Source organism: Nocardia fodinahabitans (assembly GCF_052983615.1).
On record NZ_JBRJJC010000001.1, the window covers coordinates 742,558 to 766,350 of the forward strand.

Here is a 23,793-nt window from a genome sequence, read left to right on the forward strand (position 1 = left end):
GGCTTACTGGCGCCGCAGGGCCGCGATGCGCTCGGTCAGCTGGTCGGCGGTGGCCAATGCTGTGGGCGGACCACCGCATTCGCGGCGGAGCTCACCGTGGATCACGCCGTGCGGTTTGCCGGTGCGGTGGTGGTGCATCGCGACCAGGCTGTTGAGTTCGCGGCGCAGTTCACCCAGCTTGTCCGACGTCGCGATCCGTTCGACGACCGCGGCGGGCGCGGGGGCCGCGGACCCCTGGGCACTGCGGTCGGCGAGCTGACGGGTCTGTCGTTCGCGCAGGAGCGCGCGCATCTGGTCGGCGTCGAGCAGGCCGGGGATGCCCAGGTAGTCGGCTTCCTCGTCGCTGCCCGCGATGGTGGCGGTGCCGAAGGAGGAGCCGTCGTAGATCACCTGGTCGAGCTCGGCGTCGGCGGCCAGCGCGACGAAGGACTTCTCCTCCTCGCCCGGCTCGTCCTTGGTCTTGTTGGCGTCGATGAGCAGTTCGTCGTCGAGCGCGTTCTTCTCCCGGTGCGGCTTGCCGATGACGTGGTCGCGCTGCAACTCGAGCTGAGCGGCCAGGTCGAGCAGGACCGGCACCGACGGCAGGAAGACGCTGGCGGTCTCCCCCGGCTTGCGCGCACGCACGAACCGGCCGATCGCCTGGGCGAAGTACAGCGGTGTCGACGCGCTCGTCGCGTACACGCCGACGGCAAGGCGCGGCACGTCGACACCCTCGGACACCATGCGCACCGCGACCATCCACGGCTGGGTGCCCTTGGCGAACTCGTCGATGCGGCTCGAGGACTGCGGGTCGTCGGACAGGACCACCGCGGGCCGCTCCCCCGAGATGTGTTCCAGCAGTTCGGCGTAGTCGCGGGCGCGTTCCTGGTCGGTGGCGATCACCAGGCCGCCCGCGTCGGGGATGCCCGAGGCGCGCAACTGACGCAGCCGGGTGTCGGCCGCGCGCAGCACCGCCGAGATCCAGTCGCCCGCCGGGTCCAGGGCGGTGCGCCAGGCACGCGCGGTCTGTTCGGCGCTGAGCGGTTCGCCGAGCCGGGCGGTGTGCTCCTCGCCCGCGCTGTCGCGCCAGTGCGCGTCACCGGAGTAGGCCAGGAAGACGACCGGGCGCACGACGCCGTCGGCGAGGGCGTCGGCGTAACCGTAGGAGTGGTCCGCGCGCGAGCGCGGGAAACCGGCCTCGTCGGGCTCGTAGGTGACGAACGGGATCTTGGAATCGTCGCTGCGGAACGGGGTTCCGGTCAGCGCGAGCCTGCGTGTCGCGTCACCGAAGGCCTCCTCGGTGGCCTCGCCCCAGCTCTTGGCGTCACCCGCGTGATGGATCTCGTCGAGGATCACCAGGGTGCGGCGGTTCTCGGTGCGTACCCGGTGCCGCGCGGGATGGGCCGCGATCTGGGCGTAGGTCACCACGACGCCGTGATAGTCGCCCGAGGTGCCGCCGGTGCTGTTGGAGAAGCGGGAGTCCAGCTGGATCCCGGAACGCGCGGCCGAGGCGGCCCACTGGTGCTTGAGGTGCTCGGTGGGCGCGACGACGGTGACCTGATCGACCGTGCGATCGGCCAGCAACTCCGCGGCTACCCGCAGGGCGAAGGTGGTCTTACCCGCACCGGGGGTCGCGACCGCGAGGAAGTCGCGTGGCTTGGTGGCCAGGTATTTCGTGAGCGCGCGCCGCTGCCAGGCGCGGAGGGAACCCCCCGACGCACCCCCCGCGGCCGCATCGCCCGGTGTACCCGCTTCTCTCGCCGCAGCGACGCCACCCGACCCAGTCACGCAGACGACCCTAGCCGCCCGACACGGCGTGTCGCCAAACCGACGCGGGGTGGGCGACAGGCATCACAAACGAGCCCGAGGTCACCGGCCATTTACCTGTTACCCGACGACACGATGCCCGGCCCGCACCACACGGACCACCGTCGTGCGGGATGCTGGACACACGATGAGCAACGACCAGATCCGGGCAGCCGACGCGGCACACCCGCCGCAGGCATCCCCGCCCGGCGGTCCGCCCCCACTGCCCGCGACCCGGACCGAGGCCGCCGGGCAACGTCCCCGCGAACACGCCCGGGTGGTGCGGTGGCTGCTCATGGCGTGGCGGCTGGTGGTCCGGGTGGCCCAGAAGTGCTGGAACAACTCGATCTTCGCCAAATCGGCCGCCGCCGCCTTCTGGCAGACGCTCTCGCTCGCACCGCTGCTGCTCGGCCTGCTCGGCAGCCTCGGCTATGTGGGCGGGCTGTTCGGGCCCGACACGGTACAGATCGTGGAAGCCAAGATCATCGCGTTCAGCCGGGAGTTCTTCAGCCCGTCGGTCGTCTCCGACCTGATCGAACCCACCGTCGACGACGTGCTCGGCCGTGGCCGCGGCGCGGTGGTGTCGGTGGGCTTCGTGCTGTCGCTGTGGGCCGGGTCCTCGGCGATGGCGACCTTCGTCGACGCGATCGTGGAGGCGCACGACCAGCAGGACGCCCGGCACCCGGTCTGGCAGCGCATCTTCGCACTGCTGCTGTACGTGCAGTTCCTGGTGGCGGCGGTGCTGATCCTGCCGGTGATCGCGCTCGGGCCCACCCGGATCGGCCGGGTCCTGCCCGAGGCCTGGCGCGAACCGGGCCTGCGCCTGATCGACACGTTCTACTACCCGATCGTGGGCTTGCTGCTGATCGTCGGGCTGACCACGCTCTACAAGCTGGCGCTGCACAAATCGCTGCCCTGGCACCGGCTCTTCGGCGGCGCGCTGGTGGCGGGGGTGTTCTTCATGGGGGCCAGTGACCTGCTGCGCCGGTACCTGGCCTGGATCACCGCCACCGGCGTGAGCTACGGCGCGCTGGCCACCCCGATCGCGTTCCTGCTGTTCACCTATTTCCTCGGCTTCGCGGTGATCCTCGGCGCGGAGTTCAACGCCGTGGTGCAGGAGTTCTGGCCGGCCAGGGCCACCCGGATCGAGCAGGTCAAGGAATGGCTCAGCAAGGTGCGTGGCGACGACGACGGACGCGACGAATCGGCCGACGCCTCAGCGGAGGCGCCGACCGCACCGATCGCGGAACCCGCTCAGTCGCCGCCCTTGCGCAAGCCGTCGTAGACCTTCTTGCAGTCCGGGCAGACCGGCGAGCCGGGCTTGGGCGAACGCGTCACCGGGAAGACCTCACCGCACAGTGCGACGACCATGGTGCCCATCACGGCACTCTCGGCGATCCGGTCCTTCTTCACGTAGTGGAAGAACTTGGGGACGTCGTCGCCGGTCGTCTCGTCGGTCGTGGTTTCCGGGCGTACCAGAGTGTCTGTACTCACGCCTTCCATGATGCCGTATCCCGGGCGCGCATCGCTGACCAGCCGCGTGTGCGTTCGCCGGCGCCGAGTGGAAGACTCGGGGTATGCAGTCCCACGGCGACACCCCCGGCGCCGACGAGCCGACACCGGACCCGGAGGTGACGATGCCCGCCGCGCCGAGTTCCTCGCGCGGCTATTTCCCCGGCGCCGACGCCAAGCACCCGGTGCTCATCACCGAGGCCGCGCCGTCGCTCGACGACCAGCATCGCGCCCGTGTCCGCCGCTACACGATCATCATGGCCTTCCGCATCCCCTGCCTGATCCTGGCCGCGGTCGCCTACAGCGCGTTCGAGAACCCGCTGATCTCGATCCTGATCATCGTGGCCTCGGTGCCGCTGCCGTGGATCGCCGTGCTCATCGCCAACGACCGGCCGCCGCGCACCAAGGACGAGCCGAGCCGCTGGGACGGCCGCGCCAACCAGATCGCCCTGGACTCACGCCCGCACAAGGCCATCGACGGCTGACGTCCGCGGGCGCCGCACCAGCATCGACATCAGTGCCGCCAGGCCGCACAGCGCGCCGGCGAGGTACCAGGCCAGGTCGTAGGAGCCCTGCAGGTCGCGGATGAGCCCCGCGCCGGTGGCCGCGATCGCCGCACCGACCTGGTGCGCGGCGAACACCCAGCCGAACGCGATCGGCCCGTCGGCCCCGAACAGCTCCCGGCACAGCAGCACCGTCGGCGGGACGGTGGCGATCCAGTCCAGACCGTAGAAGACCACGAACACCCACATGCTGGGCTGGGTGTGCGGACCGAGCAGCGAGGGCAGGATCAGCAGCGAGAGCCCACGCAGCGAGTAGTACCCGAGCAGCAGGTAGCGCGGATCGACCCGATCCGAGAGCCAGCCCGAGGCGATCGTGCCCGCCACGTCGAAGATCCCGACCAGCGCCAGCAGGCTCGCCGCGGTGGTGGGCGGCATGCCGTGATCGTGAGCCGCGGTCACGAAGTGCGTGCCGACCAGGCCGTTGGTCGACGCGCCGCACACCGCGAAACCACCTGCCAGCAGCCAGAATCCGGGCCTGCGCGCGACCGAGGCCAGCACCTTCAGCGCCCGGCTCGCGCCACCGGCGACCGCGACACGCACCCCCGGGTCCGACTCGGGCGCCGCGCCGTAGGCCCGCACCCCGACATCGCTCGGGTAGTCCCGCACGAACAGCCACACCAGCGGCACCACGGCCAACGCCACACCCGCCACGATCACCGAGGGCAGCCGCCAGCCGTGCTCGTGCGCCAGCATCGAGATCACCGGCAGGAACACCAGCTGACCGGTCGCGCCCGCCGCGGTGAGCACGCCGGTGACCAGGCCGCGGCTGCGCACGAACCAGCGGCCGGTGATGGTGGCGACGAACGGCATCGACATCGACCCGACGCCCACCCCGACCAGCAGGCCCCAGGTCGCCACCAGCTGCCAGGCCTGGGTCATGAACACCGTCAGCCCACTGCCCGCCGCGATCAGCACCAGCGCCGAGCACACCACCCGGCGGATGCCGAACCGATCCATCAGCGCGGCCGCGAACGGTGAGATCACGCCGTAGAGCAGCATGTTCAGCGAGACGGCGGCCGAGATCGTCGCGTGCGACCAGCCGAATTCGGCGTGCAGTGGATCGATCAGGACGCTCGGGACCGACCGGAAGGCGGCGGCGCCGAGCAGGGCGACGAAGCCGACGCCCGCCACGATCCACGCGGGGTGCGGGGCGCGACCGCGCCGGGCGGCGTCGCCGAGCCGATCGGCGGCGTCGCCGCCGGGGATGGGCGTGGCGCGGTCGGCCGGGTCGTCGCCGGTGGGCGGCAGGGGTGCGCGGAGATCGGTCACCGGAACAGGGTGCCGGAACTTCGCGGCACGAACGAGTGGCCGCGATGACATCTTTCATCGATATCCTGCCAATGCGCGGTGCGGCGCAATCGCGGTCGACAGCGCGCCCGCGGCCGCCTACCGTGCGGACAGGACCTCAGGTGCCCGCCGACGATCCGTCGGCGGCGCCGCGAACGCGATCCACACCGAAACGGAGGCAGCATGATTCGCTGGACGTGGGCCTTCCTCGACCGCCCCGCCGCCGGTTTCGACGACTGCGTGCGGTTCTGGGCCACGGTCACCGGCTCCACCGTGTCCGAACCCCGGGGCGCGCAGGGCGAATTCGTCACCCTGCTGCCGGCCACCGGGCCCGCCTGGCTGAAGATGCAGCGCGTCGGTGACGACGGCGGCATCCACCTCGACCTCGATGTCGACGACATCCCCGCCGCGGTGGCGACCGCGACCGCTCTCGGCGCGCGGGTCGTCACCGTCGAGCGCGACTACACCGTGCTGGAATCCCCCGCCGGACAGACGTTCTGCTTCACCCCGGTCCGCGAGGTCGCCGCCGCGCCCGAGGACGCGACGCCGCCCCCGGTCGTCGTGTCGACCGCGCCCGACGGCACCGTGACCCGCCTCGATCAGATCTGCCTCGACCTGTCCCCCGCCGACATCGCCACCGACACCGCCTTCTGGCGTGCGCTGACCGGCTGGACCCATCAGCCGGGCCGCCGTCCCGAATTCTCCCGCCTGCGCGGTCCCGACCAGCCGCTGCATTTCCTGCTCCAGCGTCTCGACGAGCCACGCCCCGCAGGCGCCCACCCGGACCTGGCCTCCTCCGACATCGCCGCCACCGCCTCCTGGCACGAAACCCTGGGCGCGACCCGGGTCACGGACGCCGAACGCTGGATCGTGCTGCGCGACCCCGGTTCCGCGCTCTACTGCGTCACCGGCCGCGACCCTTACACCGGCTGACCGTCGCCACGGTTCGGACCGCGGCGCAGCCGGATCTGCCCTCCGGCAGCGGCCGAACACCGTCATCACCACTCGAACGCCCAGCACAGCCGGAGCCGACCTGCGGCGGTGAATTCGGCCACGAGCGTGCCCCGGCACGGAGCGGCGCAAGACACCTCGCCGGTCCGGCCTGCGCGACACGCGGCCGTATCTGGTCGATCCCGGCCCGCATCGCCCTGGCAGAGTAGGCGGGTGTCTACAAACCCCGCCACCACCGGTTCCCTGCTCACCACGCTGTGCCCGGACCTGCGCACGGCGCTGATCCGGGTCGGCTACGACGCCGACACGCTGGTGGAAGCACTCGGCCCCGACGTGCACGCCGCGCTCGGCCGGTCCGAGCCGGTGCCGGTGCGCCGGGCCGCGCGGGCGGCCGGGGAGCTCGGCACGCTGATCCGGCTGCTGCTGCTCGGTGACGCGCTGCCGGAGCGCGAGGTCGCCGTCGCGCTGTCGCCGGTGCGGATCGACGACGCCGTCGCGGCGGGTCTGCTGGCCCGCGACGGCGACGAACTCAGGGCCGCACTGGATCTGCGCCCGCTCGACACCGGCGCGGGCACCCGCTGGATCCTGTCCGACCTCGACGATTCGATGCGCAGGCGCACCCTCACCGAGGACCACGTGCTCGGTGTCGGGCACGCGTCGCTGTCACTGCTGCGGGCCACGCCGACCGAACCGGTCGGCACCCTGCTCGACCTGGGTACCGGCTGCGGTGTGCAGGCCGTGCACGCGGCGAGCTACGCGGGCCGGGTCACCGCCACCGATGTCAACGCGCGGGCGCTGTGGCTGGCCCAGGCCACCGCCGCGCTCAACGAACTCGACATCGAACTGCTCGAAGGATCCTGGTTCGAACCGGTGACCGGCCGGAAGTTCGATCAGATCGTGGCCAATCCGCCGTTCGTGGTCGGCCCGGCACGCATCGAACACACCTATCGAGACTCCGGGCTGGCACTGGACGGCGCCAGCGAGCTGGTGATCGGCCAGGCGCCCGGATTGCTGGCGCCCGGCGGCACCGCGGCCATGCTCGCCGCCTGGGTGCACGTGGCGGGGCAGGACTGGCGGCAGCGGGTGTCGTCGTGGCTGCCCGCCCACGGCGTCGACGCCTGGGTCGTGCAGCGCGACGTCGCCGATCCGGCGCTCTACGTGGGGACCTGGCTGCGCGACGCGGGCTTGGACCCGCGCGACCCGGCCGCTCAGGAACGCGCCGAGGCGTGGCTGGCGGCGTTCGAAGCCGCCGATGTCGAGGGCATCGGTTTCGGGTTCGTCTACCTGCACGCCATCGACGGACCGACCGAGCTGATGGCCGAGGACCTCACCCACGGCTTCGACGATCCACTCGGCAGCGAGGCGCCCGCCTACTTCGCGCGCTCGGCGTGGCTGCGCGCCGTGGCCGCCGACAACACCCTCGCCTGGACGTCCCGGTTCGCACCGAGCCCGGCCACCGCCCTGGAACGGGTGTATCTGCCCGGGGAGCACGGCTGGGCCGAGCAGGTCGCGCGGTTGCACCGAGGGGACGGTCCGCGCTGGCAGCACGAGGTCGACGAGTCGACGGTGGCCCTGGTCGCGGGAATGCGACCGGACGGTCTGCCGTTGTACGAACTGCTCGAACTGCTGGCCCTCGCCGAGGGCGCCGACGAGGTGACCCCGGAGTTCGCCGCCCAAGCACTCGGTGTCGTTGCCGGTTTGGTGCGCCACGGATTGGTGCGACCGGTCTGATCCGACCGGTGGTGGGGGCCGAGTTCCGGCCACGGTGCTCTTCTCAGGAACTTCTCAGCCGTAGAGGTGGGAACCCGCAGCTCAGAGCGGTTTATCACCGACGCGATCGGGAACTTTCCTTCAGTCGGGTCCGTTGATCGGAGTGAGACACCACCGACAGGAGGCAAGTCATGACAAGCCCCGCCACTACTCGTGTGCGCCCCAGCGAGTCCGATATCGACGCCCAGAGCCCGGCCGCCGACTTGGTACGCGTGTACCTGAACGGAATCGGCCGCACGGCACTGCTCACGGCGGCCGACGAGGTCGAGTTGGCCAAGCGTATCGAGGCGGGCCTGTATGCCCAGCACCTGCTCGAGACCGGGAAGCGGTTATCGGCCACCCGCAAGCGTGATCTGGCGATTCTGGTCCGCGAGGGGCAGGCCGCCCGCTCGCATCTGCTCGAGGCCAACCTGCGCCTGGTCGTCTCGCTGGCCAAGCGCTACACCGGCCGCGGCATGCCGCTGCTCGACCTGATCCAGGAGGGCAACCTCGGACTGATCCGCGCGATGGAGAAGTTCGACTACGCCAAGGGCTTCAAGTTCTCCACCTACGCCACCTGGTGGATCCGCCAGGCCATCACCCGCGGTATGGCCGATCAGAGCCGCACGATCCGGCTCCCCGTGCACCTGGTCGAGCAGGTCAACAAGCTCGCCAGGATCAAGCGTGAACTGCATCAGCAGCTCGGCCGCGAGGCCACCGACGCCGAACTCGCCAACGAGTCGGGCATCCCGGTGGAGAAGATCGCCGACCTGCTCGACCACAGCCGCGACCCGGTCAGCCTCGACATGCCGGTCGGCAACGACGAGGAAGCCCCGCTGGGCGACTTCATCGAGGACTCCGAGGCCACGTCCGCCGAGAGCGCGGTCATCGCCGGCCTGCTGCACCACGACGTGCGCAGCGTCCTGGCCACCCTCGACGAGCGCGAACAGCAGGTCATCCGCCTGCGCTTCGGCCTCGACGACGGTCAGCCCCGCACCCTGGACCAGATCGGCAAGCTGTTCGGTCTGTCCCGCGAGCGGGTCCGTCAGATCGAGCGCGAGGTCATGTCCAAGCTGCGCAAGGGTGAGCGCGCCGACCGGCTGCGCGCCTACGCCAGCTGATCCCGAGAACCCGACGGCCCCGCGGGGTCGTCTGCCGAAACGCCGACCGGTGTCCGCGACCTCTCCCCTCCGGGGCCGCGAGCCGGTCGGCGTTGTTCGTCGGGGACCCGCTCAGCCCAGCCGCCGCGGCCCGGCGTCGAATCGGCTCGGTTCCGGGCCGATCCGGGCGCGCGCGTAGATGATCTCGGCCGAGGACGGCGCCGCAAGCACCGGATCGCAGGACAGCTCACGCATCTGCGGGATGTCGTCGAACAGGGCCGAGATGCGTTGCGCCAGTTCGGCCAGGGCCGCCTTGTCGACCGCCGGTCCGGCCTGACCACCGGACAGCAGCGGCGCCGCGCGCGGCGCCTCGATCAGGGCCGCGGATTCCTCGGCGGTGAGCGGCAGCGCGCGGAAGGCACGATCCCCGAGCAACTCGATGATCAGACCCGAGAGCCCGAATTCGATGACCGAACCGAACGAAGGGTCGTCGGTGACGCGCAGGACGCAACCCATGCCCTTGGTCGCCATCTTCTGCACGTGCAGCAGCGGATCGCCGCAGATCTCGACCAGGTCGGTGTAGGCCTGGCGGACCGCGTCGGGCGTCCACAGGTCCAGGCGGACTCCGAGCAGGTCCGGCCTGCGCCGCCACAGTTCCCCGGTGGCTTTCGCCGCGACCGGATAGCCCAGTTCCTCGGCGGCCGCGACCGCCTGCTCGGCATCGCGCACCGCCCGGAACTCGACCACCTCGACGCCGTAGCAGCCCAGCAGCCGCGCCGTTTCCTCGTCGGTGAGCCAGCGCCCGCCCGAGTCCGCCAGCCACCCCTCCACCAGGGCCGAGGCGGCCGCTGTGTCGATACCGGGCGGCCGCACCACCGGGGAGACCGGCCGGTCCCGCCAGCGCGCGTACCGCTCGACCCTGGCCAGTGCCCTGGCCGCGCGTTCCGGGTCCGGATAGGACGGGATGGAGCCCCGGCCCGGCGCGCCACCGGTCGTGCGGACCGCGAGCAGCTTCGGAACGCCCGACTCGGCGACGAAGGTGGTCAGCACCGGCTTGTCCTTGCCCGGCGCCGACGCGGCCGCGGCCCGCAGCGCGTCGGCGAAGCCGGTCATCGGCACCGGAACCGGCGGGGCGACCACGACGATCACGGCGTCGACCTCGTCGCTGCGCAGTGCGGCCTGCACCGCCTCCCGATAGTCGGCGGGAGTGGCCTCCGGCCCCAGATCCACCGGCCCGTCGATCGGTGCGCTGTGGGCGGTGCGCTGGGTCGGCCGCACGCCGGGACCACGGTCCACGGCCGTTGTCGGCCGGTGCACGCGCAGGCCCTCGCCGTGCGCGGCGTCGATGGCCAGCCAGTTCAGCGCGGCGCTGTTGCCGACCACCGCCACCCGCGGCCCGCGCGGCAACGGCTGACACGCCAGCAGCGCGGCGCAGTCGAACAGTTCCGAGATGGAATCGACCTGGATGATCCCGGCCTGGGCGAACAGGTCGCGCACCACCGTGCGGTCCATATCGGCGCCCGCGGCCAGCCTGCCGCTGCTCACCGCCACGATCGGCTTACCTCGCGCGACCCGCCGGGCCAGCCGGGAGAACTTGCGCGGATTACCGAAGCTCTCCAGGTACAGCAGGATCACCTCGGTGTCTGCGGCGGTGTCCCAGAACTGCAGCAGATCGTTGCCGGAGACATCGGCGCGGTTACCCGCCGACACGAACGTCGACAGACCGAGATTGCGGGCCGCGGCCTCGCCGAGGATCGCCGCGCCGAGCGGCCCGGACTGGCAGAAGAACCCGATCCGCCCGCGCCCGGGCAGCACCGGGGCCAGGGTGGCGTTGAGGCCGACCGCCGGGTCGGTGTTGGCGATGCCGAGCGCGCTGGGCCCGACCACCCGCATGCCGTGGCCGCGGGCCGCAGCGACCAGGTCGTGTTCGGCGGCCAGGCCCTCGGGTCCGGTCTCGCCGAAGCCCGCCGTGAGCACCACCAGGCCCTTGACTCCCTTGGCCATGCAGTCGTCGAGCACCGAACCGATCGCGGCCGGTGGCACCGCGACGACCGCCAGGTCCACTTCGTCGGGAATCTCGCGCACCGTGGCGTAGGCGCGCACCCCACCTACCGACCGCCGGTTCGGGTTCACCGGGAACACCGGCCCGCGGAAGCCGCCGGCGAGCAGGTTCGCCAGCACGGCGCCACCCACCCTGGTGTGCTCGGGCGACGCGCCGATCACCGCCACCGAGCCGGGCGCGAGCAGATTGCCGACGCTGCGGGCCTCCGAGGCCGCCTCCCGCGAATCCCGCACGGTGCGTAGCGCTTCGGTGGGATCGATCGCGAATTCCAGGTGTACCTCGGCGCCGTCGCGGCTGCGCTGCAGCTGGTAGCCGGCGTCGCGGAACACGGTGATCATCGCCTCGTTCTCGGCGAGCACTTCGGCGACGAAGGCGACCACCTCGTTCTCGGCCGCCGCGCCGGCGAGGTGCTCGAGCAGTACCGAGCCCAGACCGCGGCCCTGATGCTCGTCGGCGACGACGAAGGCAACCTCGGCGGCGCGCGGACCCTGCCGGTCGAGCAGTTCGTACCGGGCGACACCGATGATCGCGTCCCCGAGCAGGGCGACCAGCCCGACCCGGTCGCGGTAGTCCACGTGGGTGGTGCGGTACATGTCCTTGGGCGAGATCCGCGGGTACGGACCGAAATAGCGCAGGTACCGGGTGCGGTCCGACAGCGCGGCGTGGAACGTCGCCAGGGCGGGCGCGTCGCCGGGCACGATCGGGCGCACCCGGACCACGCCGCCGTCGGAGGCGAGCACATCGCCGTACCAGTGTTGGGGTGGCGCAGGCGGATTCGCGGGCGTATCGGGGGTGTCGGGCAGCAGCGGCTCAGTCACGAGGGTCCTCCGGGTCGAGCCCGAGCAGGGCGAAACTCGCCCGCCGGGTGGCCGTGATGGCGGTGTCGATCGCCCGCTGAGCCCGGATCTGGCCCGCGTCACCGAACTCGGGGGTACCGCCGGGACCGTCCCAGCGACGATAGGCGGTATCACCGCCGTCCCCCATGCTGGTCGGCGGCTGCACCCGGGGTGAGGCGGCGCGCACCTCCTCGATCCAGTCGGCCGGGACCGGCGTCTCCGGCGCCAGCGGCCGGTCCAGGGCCGCAGCGAGCAGATGCGTCCAGGCGCGCGGCACCACCCGCACCACGCCGTACCCCCCGCCGCCGATGGCCAGCCAGCGGCCCTCGGCATGACGGTCGGCCAGATCACGCATCGCCAGGAAGGCCGCGCGCTGACCGTCCACGGTGAGTTCCAGGTCGGCCAGCGGGTCCTCGCGATGGGTGTCCACCCCGCACTGGCTGACGATGATCTGCGGCCGGAACGCGGCCACCGCGCCGGGCACCACCGCGTGGAACCCGCGCAGCCACTGGGCATCCCGGGTGCCGGGCAGCAGCGGCAGGTTGATCGAGGTGCCCTCCGCCGCGCCGAGTCCGGTCTCGGTGGGCCAGCCGGTGTTGGGCCACAACGTCGCCGGATGCTGGTGCAACGAGATCGTCAGCACCCGGGGATCGGCGTAGAACGCGCGCTGCACGCCGTCGCCGTGGTGGACGTCGACATCGAGGTAGGCGATGCGGTCGTAGCCGTGATCGAGCAGCCACGAGATCGCGATCGCGGCGTCGTTGTAGATGCAGAAGCCCGCGGCGGCGTCGGGCATGGCGTGATGCATCCCACCACCGATGCTCACCGCCCGCCGGGTCCGCCCGGCCGCGATCTCCCTGGCCGCGGCGAGCGTGCCGCCCACGATGACCGACGCCGCCTCGTGCATGCGTGGGAAGAGGGGATTGTCGGCGGTTCCCAAGCCGTACACCGTGTCCTCGGGCGTCGGCGGTCCGTCACCGGCGCGCCGAACGGCCTCGATGTAGGCGCTGCTGTGCACCCGCAGGAGGTCGGCCTGGGTGGCCGCGGCCGGCGCCAACGGCTCGACACCGTCGAGGACGCCCAGACTTTCGGCCAGCGACATGGTGAACTTCAGACGCGCCGGTTTCATCGGGTGTTCCGGACTCCAGGTGTAGCCGAGGAATCGCTCGGTCCACACGACGGTCCCGGGCTCTTCGCTGTGCGGCGGCGTGACCATGCTCGCCACGCTAGTCGGAAGCAGCGCCCCCCGTGACGCGTTGACATGCAGTAGAAATAGGGCCGCCGGTCCGGCGGGCGGACGGGCGTTCGCGCGTGGGTAGAATTCGTGCCGACGAAGGGGTAACAGGTGAAGGATCTGGTCGACACCACGGAGATGTATCTCCGTACCATCTACGACCTCGAGGAAGAGGGTGTGGTGCCGCTGCGGGCACGGATCGCCGAGCGGCTCGAGCAGAGTGGTCCGACGGTGAGCCAGACGGTCGCGCGGATGGAACGCGACGGCCTCCTGCTGGTCGCGGGTGACCGCCACCTCGAGCTGACCGACAAGGGCCGCGCCATGGCGGTCGCGGTGATGCGCAAGCACCGGCTCGCCGAGCGGTTGCTGGTCGACATCATCGGCCTCGACTGGCAGAACGTGCACGCCGAGGCGTGCCGCTGGGAGCACGTGATGAGCGAGGAGGTGGAGCGGCGCCTGATCGAGGTGCTCAACCATCCGACCACCTCGCCCTACGGCAACCCCATTCCCGGCCTGGACGAGCTCGGCCTCGGCGATACCCCCGCTGCCGAGGAGAAGCTCGTGCGGCTGTCCGACCTGCCCAACGGCGCGCTGCACGCCGTGGTGGTGCGCCGGCTGGCCGAGCACATCCAGACCGACCCGGAGGTCATCGGCAGGCTGCGCGAGGCGGGTGTGGTGCCCGACGCGCGTGTCACCGTGGAAACCAAGCCGGGTGCGGTGCTGATCACGGTGCCGGGGCACAGCGGTTTCGAACTGTCCGAAGAGATGGCGCACGCCGTCCAGGTGAGGCTGGTCTGATACGTGAAACTTCTGGTCACCGGCGGCGCCGGCTACGTGGGTGGCGTCTGCGCCGCCGTCCTGCTCGAGGCGGGCAACGACGTGGTCGTCGTCGACGACCTCTCGACCGGTAACGCCGACGGCGTCCCCGCCGGTGCCCGATTCGTCGACGGTGACATCGCCGTCGCGGCGCCGGAGCTGTTGCGCGCCGAATCCTTCGACGGTGTCCTGCATTTCGCGGCGCAGTCGTTGGTCGGCGAGTCGGTGGAGCAGCCGGAGAAGTACTGGCAGGGCAATGTCGTCAAGACGCTGACCCTGCTCGAGGCGATCCGCGAGACCGGCACCCCGCGACTGGTGTTCTCCTCCACCGCCGCGACCTACGGCGAACCGGAGCAGGTGCCGATCACCGAGACCGCGCCGACCCGCCCCACCAACCCCTACGGGGCGAGCAAGCTGGCCATCGACCACGCCATCACCTCCTACGCGGTGGCGCACGGGCTGGCCGCGACGAGCCTGCGCTACTTCAACGTGGCGGGCGCCTACGCCGGTCTCGGCGAGAACCGGGTCGTGGAAACGCATCTGATCCCCCTCGTGTTGCAGGTGGCGCTGGGCCACCGCAAGGCCATCTCCGTCTACGGCACCGACTGGCCGACGCCGGACGGTACGTGCGTGCGCGACTACATCCACATCCGCGATCTGGCGCAGGCGCATCTGCTGGCGCTGTCCTCGTCGCAGCCGGGCAGCCACCGGATCCTCAACCTCGGCTCGGGCACCGGATTCTCGGTGCGCGAGGTGATCTCGGCCTGCGAGCGGGTGACCGGCCTGCCGATCGAGGCGATCGACGCGCCGCGCCGCGCGGGCGATCCGGCAGTACTCATCGCCTCCAGCGACCGCGCGATCGCCGAGCTGGGCTGGCAGCCCGAGCACAACGATCTCGACGAGATCGTCTCCGACGCCTGGGAATTCCTGCGTTCGCTCGGCGACAAGGCACACAGCGCGCGCTGAGCCCCGCCGATCACCCGTGTCACGGGTGCAGTGGGCCGATGTCGACCCCCAGATCGGCCGCGATCTGGTGACCGCAGTGCGCGAGTTTGCGTAGCCGTTCCGGCCGCAGCCCGCTCTGCAGCGAGGTCTCCAGCAACACGGCCATCGGGTGGGTGGCATCGGCGTCCACCGCGGCGGCGAGGGCGACGCCGGCGAACGGCCCGTCCCCGCGCAGGTAGGCGCTGAATCCGAGCAGCGCCGCGGCTTCGGCGCGATCGGCGCCGGGCGTTGCCCTGGCGAGCTGAGCCCACAGCTGTTCGGCGGCCTCGGCGTGATCGCCCAGCGCCAGCCCGTACATCGCGTCGCGGATCGGCCGGTCGCGCAGCGTGGCGGCCAGCTGCGCGAGTTCGCGATCGGCGCGCGGCGCCCCGGAGGCGGCGTCGGCGATCTGCCACAGCACCCATTCCAGTGCCCGGCGCTGGTAGGCCACCGCGTGCCCCGCCCGGGTCGCCGCGGACAGGCCACCGCGGTAGCGCGCGACCGCCGGTCCGAGCCGGGTCTGCACCTGGGCCCGCAGCGGCCGGTCGGGCCGAACCAGGGCGGTCAGTTCCCCGCGGGAACGGCGGATCTGCCTGCCGTCGAGGACGTGCGACAGCGCCACCATCGACGACGCCGGATCACCGACGACGCCGCCCGCGCCACGCTGGAACAGGTCCCGGAAGCGCGCCCCCGCCTCGATCGAGGGCACCGACCAGGCCCCGCACACGGCGATGCCCTCGTCACCGAGCGCCTCGAGCAGCGACGCGGCCCGCAGCGCCTGCATCACCCCGGCCCCGGCCTCGTCGACGAACACCGCGAGCACCCCGCCGGCCTGCTCGCGGAGGCAGATCGACCCGACACAGGCGGTGAACTGGCCGATCCGGTGCGGATCGGCGAGCGCGTCCAGATCGAAGCGCACGACCGCCTCGATCGCCGTGGCAGCGCCCCCGGCCGCGCCGTGCAGGACGGCGACGACCAGCGAGCGTTCGGGGACGAAGCCGAGCATGGCGGGCAGGGCGGCGATGAGCTCGCCGGGATCGTCCACCCGCAACGAGGGCTGCGGCGGTCTCGCGGGATAGCCCGGCGTGGATTCGGCGCAGGTGAGCGCCCGGGGAAAGGGTCCGGTGCGGGTGGCCCGGCGGGTGGAGTTCGTCGAAGGTGGTGTCATGGCTCCACCGTGCCCGCGGCCGTCGCCGGCGCCGGGCGGCCGACCTGGGCGTTCTGTTGCCCTGTTGACGGCGTCGCGGCTGTGGAGCGATCCCGGTCCCGGCGTCGCGTCCGCACCGAACCTGTCACCCCCGCGTGCTAGGGCCGCGCGTCAGGCCCCGCGCACCCGGCGCACGGCGGTCGCGAACATCTCCGCGACGGCTTGCGCGTCCGGCTGTCCCGCACCGAAGGTCATCGAGGTGACCGTGATCCGCACATCGCCGACCTGCCCGATCGAGGTCTGCATGGTCTGGGTCAGCCCGGCCCCGCCGACATCGGGAACAACGGTGCGCCGCAACGACACCGCGTCGTCGGCGCCCGCCGGGATCGCGGTGTCGAGCACGGTCGTGACGGTCGATTCCGCACCCGCCCGGCTGACCCGGATCTGCTCGCACCCGGCGAGCCGGTCCCGCAGGAGCGCGGCCGCTTCGGTGGTGCGCGACAGTTCGACGGTGAGAGTGGCCCGGCTCGCGTCGTCGTTGCCGACCGCGACCGCGGCCGGTTCGGCGCCCGGCTCGGGGTCCGGCGGCGCGCACTTCGACGGGCTGACGGTGGCGCCCGCCCCGACCCCGTCCAGATCGCCCGCCGCCGCGGCCGCGGCCTGCGGTGGCAGCACGACGGCCGGATACCGGGCCGGGAACTGCTGCGCGGTGGGCAGCAGATCGGCGAGCGCGCCGTCGACGTGCCGGACCGCCATCGCGCTCTGGGCGACCGGCGTGCCGCTGATGCTCTGTCCGCACCCGGTCAGCGCCAGCCCGGCGACCGCCACCGCACAGGCGAGGGTCCAGCGCCGCTGCCCGGGGCGCCGGACCGGATCGCCGCGATGGGCCGGTGTCGTCTCCGCCACGTTCACCCCTCCCACTGTGCCGCACAGGGCCGGTCGGGGCGTGATCGCCACGCCGCGCGGGAATGTCGAGGCAGCGGTGGCTGTTGTGTAGCAGGACGAGCCGTCCTCCGGCCGTGTGCGATGCGTCTGCTCGCGTGGGGGACAATGGAGAACGCCTCCCCCGCCGCGAGCGTTGGTGGACCGCGCAGGAAGGAGTACGCGATGGATGACCAGTCGCACATGTACGAGCTGGAGTTCCCGGCACCGCAGCTGTCGTCGGACGACGGCGCGGGCCCCGTGCTGGTGCACGGGCTGGAAGGTTTCACCGACGCCCGGCCACGCCGTGCGCCTGGCGACCACCCATCTGCGCGACAGTCTGGAATCCGAACTCGTCGCGTCCTTCGACGTGGACGAGCTGCTCGACTACCGCTCACGCCGTCCGCTGATGACGTTCAAGACCGATCACTTCGCCGAGTACGCCGAGCCCGAACTGAACCTGTGGGCGCTGCGCGACACCGCGGGCACCCCGTTCCTGCTGCTGGCAGGCTTGGAGCCGGATCTGCGCTGGGAGAAGTTCACCACCGCGGTGCGGCTGCTGGCCGAGCAGCTCGGCGTGCGCCGCACGATCGGCCTGTCCGCGATCCCGATGGCGATCCCGCACACCCGTCCGCTGGGCGTCACCGCGCATTCCTCGGACCGTTCGCTGATCGGCGATCACCAGCGCTGGCCCGGTGAGCTGCAGGTGCCCGGCAGCGCGTCCTCGCTGCTCGAGTTCCGGATGGCCCAGCACGGGCACGAATCGCTCGGGTTCTCCGTGCACGTGCCGCACTACCTGGCCCAGACCGACTACCCGGAGGCCGCCCAGACCCTGCTGGAGAACGTCGCCGACAGCGCGGGCCTCGAGCTGCCGCTCACCGCGCTGGGCGAGGCGGCCGCGCGGGTGCGCGAGCAGGTCGCCGAGCACATCGCCGGCAACGAAGAGGTCGAGACGGTCGTGACGGCGCTGGAACGCCAGTACGACAGTTTCGTCACCGCTCAGGAGAGCCAGTCCAGCCTGCTGGCGGGCGACGGCGAGCTGCCCAGTGGCGAGGAGCTCGGCGCGGAGTTCGAGCGCTTCCTCGCCGAGCAGGGCGGCTACGGCGACAACTCCCGCGACAGCGAGGACTGACCCGCCGGGCCGTGCGCAGGTCTGGCGGGGGCTACGCCCACCACGCCCACTAGGGTGGTCGGAGTGGATCTGACCGACCTGCTCGAAATCCCCGGGACCGACGCCGACGCGCTCTACGAGTCGTTCGCGGCGTGGGCCGCCGAGCAGGGCACACCCCTGTATCCGGCGCAGGACGAGGCGTTGATGGAGCTCGCCTCGGGCTCCAATGTGATCCTGGCGACGCCGACCGGGTCGGGCAAGTCCCTGGTCGCGGTCGGCGCACACCTGTTCGCGATGGCGAACGGGCAGCGCAGCTACTACACCGCGCCGATCAAGGCGCTGGTCAGCGAGAAGTTCTTCGCGCTGTGTGAGGTGTTCGGCGCGGCGAATGTCGGCATGGTCACCGGCGACGCCGCGGTCAACGCCGACGCCCCGATCATCTGCGCGACGGCGGAGATCCTGGCGAACCTGGCGCTGCGCGAGGGCGCGGCCGCCGAGGTCGGCCAGGTAGTGATGGACGAGTTCCACTTCTACGCCGACCCCGATCGTGGCTGGGCCTGGCAGGTCCCGATCATCGAACTGCCGCGCGCGCAGTTCCTGCTGATGTCGGCGACACTGGGCGAGGTCGACTTCTTCGCCGAGGATCTCGAGCGTCGCACCGGCCGCTCGACGGCGGTCGTCGCGGGCACCGAACGCCCTGTCCCCCTGACGTTCTCGTACGTGCGCACCCCCGTCACCGAGACGCTCGAAGAGCTGGTCACCACGCATCAGGCGCCGGTGTATGTCGTGCACTTCACCCAGGCCGCCGCGCTGGAACGCGCGCAGGCACTGACCAGCGTGAACTTCGCCACCCGCGCCGAGAAGGACGCGATCGCCGCCGCCATCGGCGAGTTCCGCTTCGCGGCGGGCTTCGGCAAGACCCTCTCACGGCTGATCCGGCACGGCATCGGTGTGCACCACGCGGGCATGCTGCCCAAGTACCGCAGGCTGGTGGAGAAGCTGGCCCAGGACGGCCTGCTGAAGGTGGTGTGCGGCACCGACACCCTCGGCGTCGGCATCAACGTGCCGATCCGCACGGTGCTGTTGACCGGGCTCACCAAGTTCGACGGTGTCCGGACCCGCAGGCTCAAGGCCCGCGAGTTCCATCAGATCGCCGGCCGCGCCGGTCGTGCCGGATTCGACACCATGGGCACCGTCGTGGTGCAGGCACCCGAGCACGAGGTGGAGAACGCGCGCCTGATCGCCAAGGCGGGCGACGATCCGAAGAAGCAGCGAAAGGTGCAGCGCCGCAAGCCGCCCGAGGGGTTCGTGTCGTGGAGCGAGGAGACCTTCGACCGGCTCGTCGCCGCGCAGCCCGAGCCGATGGTGTCGCGCTTCGCGGTGACCAACGCCCTGCTGCTCAACGTGATCGCCCGGCCCGGCAACTGCTTCGACGCCATGCGCCACCTGCTCGAGGACAATCACGAGCCGCGCCCCGCCCAGCGCAAGCACATCCTGCGCGCGATCCGGCTCTACCGCGCACTGCGCGATGCCGGTGTGGTGCAACAGCTCTCCGAGCCCGACGCCAAGGGCCGGATGGCCCGGCTGACCGTCGACCTGCAGCGTGACTTCGCGCTCGATCAGCCGTTGTCGCCGTTCGCGCTCGCCGCCTTCGACCTGCTCGATCGCGAAAGCCCCACCTACACACTCGATGTCGTCTCACTGATCGAGGCGACCCTGGAAGATCCCCGGCAGTTGCTGATGGCCCAGCAGCACAAGGCGCGGGGCGCCGCCGTGGCCGAGATGAAGGCCGACGGCATCGAATACGAGGAGCGCATGGAGCTCCTGGAAGAGGTCACCTGGCCCAAACCACTGGCCGAGCTGATCGAGCCCGCCTTCGAGACCTACCGGGCCGGGCATCCCTGGGTCTCGGAATTCGCGCCGTCGCCGAAGTCGGTGGTGCGCGACATGATCGAGCGCGCGATGACCTTCGCCGAGCTGATCTCGTTCTACGAGCTGGCCCGCTCCGAGGGCGTCGTGCTGCGCTACCTCGCCGACGCCTACCGCGCGCTGCGCCGCACGGTGCCCGACGCGGCGCGCACCGAGGAGCTCGACGACCTCGTCGAATGGCTGGGCGAACTGATCCGCCAGGTGGATTCGAGCCTGCTCGACGAGTGGGAGCAGCTCACCAACCCCGGCGCGGAGAACGACGCCGAGCAGGTCGCGTTCGGCGCGGAGTCGGTGCGCCCGATCTCGGCCAACGAGCGTGCCTTCCGGGTGATGGTCCGCAACGCCATGTTCCGCCGGGTCGAGCTGGCCTCGCGGCAGCGCTGGTACGACCTCGACGCGCTGAGCCCCGGCCCCGACTGGGCCGAGGATTTCGCCCCCTACTTCGACGAGTACGCCACGCTCGGCACCGGCCCCGACGCCCGCGGCCCGCAGCTGTTCCAGGTGGAGCAGCGGCCCGGTTTCTGGCACGTGCGCCAGGTCCTCGACGACCCCGCGGGCGATCACGGCTGGGCGCTGACGGCCATCGTCGATCTGGAGGAGTCCGACGCCGCGGGCGAGGTGGTGTTCGACGAGGTCACGGTGTCGGCGGGCTGACCGATACCCGTTCCCTATCGTCGAAAATGACGAATGTTTGACGGATTCGTTGTTGGGTAGGCGCCGCTGATACTCTCTCCCGGCCGCCGACCGAAAGTTCAACTATGCCCGAATCCCCGTACCTTGTCATCTACCCCGAACGGGTACGTGCCAATTACCGAGCTCTCGCAGCCGCCGTGTCGGCGCGGGGCACCCGGATCAGGTACGCGGTGAAAGCGGCACCGGTCGACGAGTTGCTGACGATGCTCGACGCCGAGGGCGCGGAGTTCGACGTCGCCAGCATCGGCGAGATCGACCAGGCGCTGCGCCTGGGCATCGACGCGGGCAAGCTCTGCTACGGCAACCCCATCAAGAAGAGCGCCCACATCGCGCGCGCCTTCGCCCTGGGGGTGCGCCGCTACGCCTTCGACACCGAGGACGACCTGCTGCGTATCGCCGAGCACGCCCCCGGCACCGAGGTCGAGTGCCGGTTCCTGTCCTCGGCGCCGCAGTCGCGCACCCCCTTCGGCACCAAGTTCGGCTGCGCGCCCGCCGAGGCGCTGCGACTGCTGGTGCGCGCCCGCGATCTCGGCCTGGTGGTGGGCGGCCCGTACTTCCACGTCGGCTCCCAGCAGCTCGATCCGGCCGCCTGGCGGATCGGTATCCGCCAAGCCGGTGAGATCGTGACCGCGTTGGCGGACAAGGACATTCACGTCACCGCGGTCAACGTGGGTGGCGGTCTGCCGATCTCCTACGCCGACACCGCCCCCGAACTCGACGTGATCGCGGCCGCCATGACCGCGGCCGCGGCCGAGTTCCTGCCCGAATCCACCGGTCTGGTCGTCGAACCCGGCCGCGCACTGGTGGGTAACGCGGGCACCATTCACGCCGAGGTCGTCGGCGTGCGATTCGCGCCGGATGGCCGGCGCTGGGTGTATCTCGACATCGGCCGGTACAACGGTATGGCCGAGACGGAGAACGAGTACATCGCCTACCGGTTCGTCACCGATCGCGACGGCGATCCGGTCGGCGAAGCGGTGGTCGCGGGTCCGACCTGCGACGGCGACGATGTACTGTATCAACGCACGAAGGTCCTTCTGCCGACCACGTTGCGAGCCGGTGATCAGATCCAGATCCTCGACACCGGCGCCTATACCGCGAGTTATTCGTCGGTGTCCTTCAATGGTTTTCCGCCCTTGACCGTTCATGTCTCGGGCGCTGAGCGAGAGTGAGTTTGCCCATGACGGCGGAATTCACCGGCTGGCACGTGCTGGCCGAGTTCGGTGGTGTCGACACAGACCTGTGTGACGATCTCGAACGACTCGAATCGGCGTTGCGTGAGTCTCTGATCGCGGCGGGCGTCACCATCTGCGATGTCGTTCACAAAAAGTTCGATCCGCAGGGGGTGACCGTCCTCGCCCTGTTGTCGGAGTCCCACGCCTCGATTCACACCTATCCGGAGTCCGGCGACATCTTCGTCGACGTCTTCACCTGCGGCAGCATCGGCGCGGGCGCGACGAAGGCGGTGGAACTCCTGCGAGACAAGTTGTCTCCCAAGGATGTTCGGATGAAGGTTGTCCAGCGTGGCCACGGTGCCGAGAAGATCTACGAACCGGTGGGCGACGGCCTGACCCGGATCTGGGATCTGCACGAGGTGATCGTGGACACGAACACCCCGTTCCAGCACATGGTGATCGCGCGGACCGATCAGGGCATCTCCCTGTTCTCCGACGACGATCGCCAGTCCACCGAGTTCTCCCAGGTCACCTACCACGAGGCCATGATGGTCCCGGCGTTCGTGCTGGCCGAGAAGCTGGACCGGGTGCTGATCATCGGTTCCGGTGAGGGTGTGGCCTCGCAGATGTCGGTGGCGGCGGGGGCGACCCTGGTCGATCACGTCGACATCGACCAGCGCGAGGTCGAGCTGTGCGCCCGGCACCTGCCCTACGGCTACACCCCCGAGGAGCTGGCGGCCGCGGTCGCCGGCGAGGGTCCGGTGCACGTGCACTACGCCGACGGCTGGGACTTCCTGGCCAACGCGCAGGCGGCGGGCACCCGCTACGACGTGATCGTCATCGATCTGCCCGACGAGCGGGTCGAGGACGCCCAGCACAACCGCCTCTACGAGTCGGAGTTCCTGTCCCGATGTAAGGCCCTGCTGGCGCCCGGCGGCGTGCTGTCGGCCCAGGCCGGCTGCGCGACCATGTGGCGCAACGAGACCCTCAAGCGCTCCTGGGGTCGTTTCCACGAGCAGTTCGCCACCGTGGTCCCCTACGGCAGCGACGAGCACGAGTGGACCTTCCTGTTCGGCCTGAACGAGAAAATCGAGGACCCGGTGCGCGGCATGACCGACCGCCTGGCCCTGCTCCCCTACCGCGCCGAGACCATCGACGCCCGCGCCCTCGAGCGCGGCGCGATCGAGCCCTACGCCCTGCGCGCCTGAGCTCGCTCGCGACAGACACCGAAGGCGGTGATCCGGATTCCCGGGTCACCGCCTTCGTCTCGATTCCGGTGCCGTGGGGCACCGAATGTTGGCACTATGCGAAGGCACGCTTCGACAGAATCGAGTCCGCCATGACGCCGACACCGTTGTCCGCCGACGGTCAGATGCCGGTCCGCGCACCGTCGGGCCACCGACCCCGACTCGACGCACTGTCGCGGGCCGGTCTGTCCGAGTTCCGCGCGCTGTTCGGCAAGGCGCCCGATGTGACGGCGAGCGACTTCGCGCGGCTGGACGGCGATGTGACGATGCGGTCGTTCCCCGGGTCCGCCGAGCGGGTACTCGGGCCGGTGATGGCGCGGCCGTCGTACTTCTGGGTGGCGAAATCGTTTCGTCACGTGGACGGCGGGACAGCGGTCGGCCACAACGTCTTCCGCCTGCTCGGCGGGATGCGGGCGCTGAATTTCGTGGCGACGGTAGGTGATTCCGTGCTCGACGGACGTCCGGCGGTGCTGTTCGACTACGACGACGCACGGGTCGGTTCACGGCGGCCCGCCCGGCGGATCTACGACGAACTGCGCGAGGTCGAACCGGATCTGTGGCTGGGCCCGAGCTACTTCATGACGAGCTCGAAGCGAATCCCGATGGGCTGGTTCGCCCTCGACGCCTCGGTACCCTTCGACGGCCCGGCCTGACACGGCGGTGCGCCGGGCGCGGAGACCCGCACCCGGCG

Annotated in this window: 18 protein-coding genes and 1 pseudogene; 12 read left to right on the forward strand and 7 right to left on the reverse strand. The window is 71.0% G+C overall.

Features of this window, described 5'->3' with window-relative positions:
- Positions 1-3: 3 nt before the first annotated feature.
- A complete protein-coding gene (locus NV348_RS03510; RefSeq protein ID WP_495885078.1) occupies positions 4-1,647 on the reverse strand; it encodes a DEAD/DEAH box helicase in 1,644 nt (547 codons plus the stop codon).
- A gap of 445 nt (positions 1,648-2,092) precedes the next feature.
- Here NV348_RS03510 and NV348_RS03515 point away from each other — a divergent pair, with 445 nt between their 5' ends.
- Positions 2,093-3,070 carry a YihY/virulence factor BrkB family protein gene (locus tag NV348_RS03515; RefSeq protein ID WP_447150922.1) on the forward strand — a complete coding sequence of 326 codons (978 nt, stop codon included), beginning with the start codon at positions 2,093-2,095 and terminating at the stop codon, positions 3,068-3,070.
- Here NV348_RS03515 and NV348_RS03520 read toward each other — a convergent pair.
- Positions 3,040-3,279 (reverse strand): DUF3039 domain-containing protein, encoded by a 240-nt coding sequence (locus NV348_RS03520; protein ID WP_189024012.1) that lies wholly within the window; start codon positions 3,277-3,279, stop codon positions 3,040-3,042. The two genes, NV348_RS03515 and NV348_RS03520, sit on opposite strands and share 31 nt — an antisense overlap.
- Positions 3,280-3,422: 143 nt before the next feature.
- Between NV348_RS03520 and NV348_RS03525 the strand changes: the two genes are divergently transcribed.
- Positions 3,423-3,782, forward strand: a complete 360-nt coding sequence (locus NV348_RS03525) for a DUF3099 domain-containing protein (protein WP_218716952.1) — start codon at positions 3,423-3,425, stop codon at positions 3,780-3,782.
- Here the strand turns inward: NV348_RS03525 and NV348_RS03530 are convergent.
- On the reverse strand, positions 3,753-5,129 hold the full coding sequence (locus NV348_RS03530) for an MFS transporter (protein WP_447145670.1): 1,377 nt from the start codon (positions 5,127-5,129) through the stop codon (positions 3,753-3,755). The genes NV348_RS03525 and NV348_RS03530 overlap by 30 nt on opposite strands.
- A 201-nt stretch (positions 5,130-5,330) precedes the next feature.
- Here NV348_RS03530 and NV348_RS03535 point away from each other — a divergent pair, with 201 nt between their 5' ends.
- The 3 genes from NV348_RS03535 (at position 5,331) to NV348_RS03545 (ending at position 8,968) form a co-directional block, all read left to right on the forward strand.
- Complete coding sequence (locus tag NV348_RS03535) at positions 5,331-6,080, forward strand: VOC family protein (RefSeq protein ID WP_447145671.1); 750 nt, start codon at positions 5,331-5,333, stop codon at positions 6,078-6,080.
- A 231-nt stretch (positions 6,081-6,311) separates the two neighbouring features.
- A complete protein-coding gene (locus tag NV348_RS03540; RefSeq protein WP_447145672.1) occupies positions 6,312-7,829 on the forward strand; it encodes a DUF7782 domain-containing protein in 1,518 nt (505 codons plus the stop codon).
- Between the two features lie 170 nt (positions 7,830-7,999).
- A complete protein-coding gene (locus tag NV348_RS03545; protein WP_022566390.1) occupies positions 8,000-8,968 on the forward strand; it encodes a sigma-70 family RNA polymerase sigma factor in 969 nt (322 codons plus the stop codon).
- A 111-nt stretch (positions 8,969-9,079) separates the two neighbouring features.
- Here NV348_RS03545 and NV348_RS03550 read toward each other — a convergent pair whose 3' ends face one another.
- Both NV348_RS03550 and NV348_RS03555 read right to left on the reverse strand, forming a co-directional pair.
- On the reverse strand, positions 9,080-11,827 hold the full coding sequence (locus NV348_RS03550) for a bifunctional acetate--CoA ligase family protein/GNAT family N-acetyltransferase (RefSeq protein ID WP_447145673.1): 2,748 nt from the start codon (positions 11,825-11,827) through the stop codon (positions 9,080-9,082).
- Positions 11,820-13,061, reverse strand: coding sequence for an acetoin utilization protein AcuC (locus tag NV348_RS03555; protein ID WP_447145674.1), 1,242 nt, complete (start codon positions 13,059-13,061; stop codon positions 11,820-11,822). The genes NV348_RS03550 and NV348_RS03555 overlap by 8 nt, the downstream gene beginning before the upstream one ends.
- Before the next feature lie 129 nt (positions 13,062-13,190).
- Here NV348_RS03555 and NV348_RS03560 point away from each other — a divergent pair, with 129 nt between their 5' ends.
- Positions 13,191-13,877 (forward strand): iron-dependent transcriptional repressor DtxR, encoded by a 687-nt coding sequence (locus NV348_RS03560; RefSeq protein ID WP_447145675.1) that lies wholly within the window; start codon positions 13,191-13,193, stop codon positions 13,875-13,877.
- Between the two features lie 3 nt (positions 13,878-13,880).
- Positions 13,881-14,861 carry a UDP-glucose 4-epimerase GalE gene (gene galE / locus NV348_RS03565; protein ID WP_447145676.1) on the forward strand — a complete coding sequence of 327 codons (981 nt, stop codon included), beginning with the start codon at positions 13,881-13,883 and terminating at the stop codon, positions 14,859-14,861.
- Between the two features lie 19 nt (positions 14,862-14,880).
- On the opposite strand, the gene NV348_RS03570 is transcribed toward galE, so the two are convergent.
- Both NV348_RS03570 and NV348_RS03575 read right to left on the reverse strand, forming a co-directional pair.
- A complete protein-coding gene (locus NV348_RS03570) occupies positions 14,881-16,047 on the reverse strand; it encodes a DUF4192 domain-containing protein (protein WP_447145677.1) in 1,167 nt (388 codons plus the stop codon).
- A gap of 150 nt (positions 16,048-16,197) precedes the next feature.
- Entirely contained in the window at positions 16,198-16,938 is a 741-nt protein-coding gene (locus NV348_RS03575) for a sensor domain-containing protein (RefSeq protein WP_447145678.1), read from the reverse strand.
- 195 nt (positions 16,939-17,133) lie between these two features.
- Between NV348_RS03575 and NV348_RS03580 the strand changes: the two are divergent.
- The 5 genes and pseudogenes from NV348_RS03580 to NV348_RS03600 all read left to right on the forward strand — a co-directional run bounded on the left by NV348_RS03580 (position 17,134) and on the right by NV348_RS03600 (position 23,755).
- Positions 17,134-18,079: pseudogene (locus tag NV348_RS03580) on the forward strand (PAC2 family protein).
- Between the two features lie 63 nt (positions 18,080-18,142).
- The gene (locus NV348_RS03585) at positions 18,143-20,641 is read left to right on the forward strand and encodes a DEAD/DEAH box helicase (protein ID WP_447145679.1); all 2,499 of its coding nucleotides are present in this window, start codon (positions 18,143-18,145) and stop codon (positions 20,639-20,641) included.
- Between the two features lie 104 nt (positions 20,642-20,745).
- On the forward strand, positions 20,746-21,852 hold the full coding sequence (locus NV348_RS03590) for a type III PLP-dependent enzyme (protein WP_447145680.1): 1,107 nt from the start codon (positions 20,746-20,748) through the stop codon (positions 21,850-21,852).
- 8 nt (positions 21,853-21,860) lie between these two features.
- Positions 21,861-23,063, forward strand: a complete 1,203-nt coding sequence (gene speD, locus NV348_RS03595; RefSeq protein WP_447145681.1) for an adenosylmethionine decarboxylase — start codon at positions 21,861-21,863, stop codon at positions 23,061-23,063.
- A gap of 131 nt (positions 23,064-23,194) precedes the next feature.
- Complete coding sequence (locus NV348_RS03600; RefSeq protein WP_447145682.1) at positions 23,195-23,755, forward strand: hypothetical protein; 561 nt, start codon at positions 23,195-23,197, stop codon at positions 23,753-23,755.
- Positions 23,756-23,793 lie beyond the last annotated feature (38 nt).